This is a genomic window from Streptomyces sp. NPDC037290, from assembly GCF_055603245.1.
This window is the reverse complement of the sequence record NZ_JBVJVZ010000110.1, coordinates 1-2,241: the sequence shown is the minus strand read 5'-3', so window position 1 is coordinate 2,241 and position 2,241 is coordinate 1. Positions and strand designations below refer to the sequence as shown.

Here is a 2,241-nt window from a genome sequence, read left to right as displayed (position 1 = left end):
CAGGTTCCCACGCGGCGACGAGTTCGACCGAGGCCTTGCCGTCGGCGGCCACCAGGGCGCTCTCCTGCGCCACCTGCGGCCCGGTCAGGGCCTCCTGCCATACGGCTGCCTCGTCGATCACTCCGGGGAAATAGTCGCTGTACACGCTCGACCAGTGAACCCGGCCTATCTGCAGAGCCCCTGTGGCGGCCCAAGCCGTCGTGAACGGCGTGGTGCCCTGCAACTCCCCGTTCACGTAGAGGCTGATCGTGTTGTCGGCGGCGTTGAACACTCCGGCCAGGTGCGTCCATACCAGCGGCACCGCAGGGTTCTTCGACTCGACTCTCTGATAGGAGAACGGCGTGCCGACGGCGGCATCGCTGTTCACCTCACGGAAGGACCACTTCTTGCTGGTGTGCTCGTACCCCAGATAGAAGGGGCTGCGGTTGACGCCGTCCTGGCCGAATACCGTGGCGTTGCGCGTCGGGGTGTCCATGCGCACCCATGCGGCGACGGTGTACGAGGCCCTGGTGTCGATGACAGGCCCGTTGGTGGCCGCGTAGGACGTGGTGCCGTTCAGCTTGAGGCCGCTGTCGGTTGTCTTGACGGCAGGCGCGGTCTCGGTCGCGGGGGTGACGGTGACCTCGCCCCGGCGTCCTTGGTCGGTGCGGGTCGCTCCACCGGTCAGGTTCGCGTCGTCGCGCAGGCTCGGATCAGCGGTGGAGGTGTCCAGGGCTGCGCCGGACGCTTCGGCGAAGTTCCAGCGGGCGACAGGGCCGTCGCCTTCCTTGACCACGAAGTCGACGGAGTTGCCGGCACCGGGGTAGTAGTTGTCCTTCGCTTCGGCATGCAGGGTCATCGTGCCGGAGACAGGAGGTACGGGGAAGATCTTCGCGGTGGCTCCCGGCACGTAGGAGGACCAACCTGAGCTGTAGGACCCGCTGGTCAGCTTGTAGCGATAGCCGATGTTCACGTCGCCGGGCGCCGGGCCGAGCGTGAAGGAGCCCGCCTTGCCCGGTTTGCCGTGCGGGACGCAGTCGTTCGGCGTGCAGGGAGTGTAGGAGTCCGCCCCGGTGCTGTTGAATGTGATGGTCGGCGGCTTCGGCGCCTGACTATCGATCTTGAAGTAGCACCATCCCGTGGTGGAGCCGTTGGACGGTCCGGCCAGCCATTCGGAGCCGTAGTGGGACCGTGTCCATGCGCGCATACGTAGGAGCGTGTTCTCCGGCAGGGTTGGGGTGGTGTAGGTGACCTTCACGTTGTCGCCGACGTATCCGCTGCTGGGACGGACGGCCTCGCTCATCGCGTTGACCCAGGTGCCGTCGCTCTGCTTCTTGTCCACATCCATGGCCACGCGGAGCTTCGCGCCGGACTCGCCGCCGGAAGCCGTCTGAGGTGTCGCGGTCAGTTGGGGGGTGGCGTCGGTGACGATCGCCGGTGCGGATTCGACCGTGTTGCAGTCGTGGGATGTGCCCACCACGGGACCGATGTTGCTGGGCTTGGCCGGCTTGCCCACGTAGTCGACGCTCAGGACGGCGTCGTCGTCGAACCGTTTCCATGCGATCGTGTCGGACTCGTCCTTGGCCATCAGCATGAGCGTCAGCCGGGGGATCTTCCCGTCGGCGAAGCTGCGGACGGTCGGGGTGAGGTTCTCGTCGGGCTCCGGCGCGTAGTCGTGGAACTCGATGGGTGCGCGCGGCTGGGACGGCGTGCAGTGGGTGCCACGACCGGCCGAAACGTTGCGGTCGCCCATCTGGTCGAGCTTCTTGGGGCCGGGCCACCTCGATGACGAGGAGATGTTGTTCGTACGCTCCAGGTCGACCCAGCGCGCGTCGCACGAGAACGACCACGTCTCCGTGACGGCGAAGGTGGCGTCCAGGACGTGCTTGCCCTTGAGCTTTCCGGGGTCGAACTCGAAGTACATGCGGTTCACGTAGCCGTTGCCGCAGTAGTACGAGACGCCTCCGATGACCGCCGAACCGCACTTGCCGACGCTCATGCCGTTGTCGCCACCGGAGAAGTTCCAGAACACATCGCCGTCCGACGAGAGCACCGTGCGCTCGGAGTCGTTAAGTTCGACCGGCGGGTCGATGTAGAGCGGGAAGTCCCTCTCATCGGTGCTGGACAGCATCTCGGCGTCGGGCTCGACCGTCATCGTCGAGTCCGTGAAGCGAAGATCCATCACCGAGGACGCATCACCCGGGCCCGGGCCGGCCACCCGAGCTCTTCCCTCCCCCCCACCCCACAACACACGCCCACCCC

1 protein-coding gene is annotated in these 2,241 nt (G+C 66.4%); it reads right to left on the bottom strand.

Annotation, left to right across the window (positions count from 1 at the left end):
* On the bottom strand, positions 1–2,134 hold a 2,134-nt coding region (locus ACZ7HQ_RS45175), incomplete at its 3' end, for a LamG domain-containing protein (protein WP_471003390.1).
* Between the last annotated feature and the right edge of the window lie 107 nt (positions 2,135–2,241).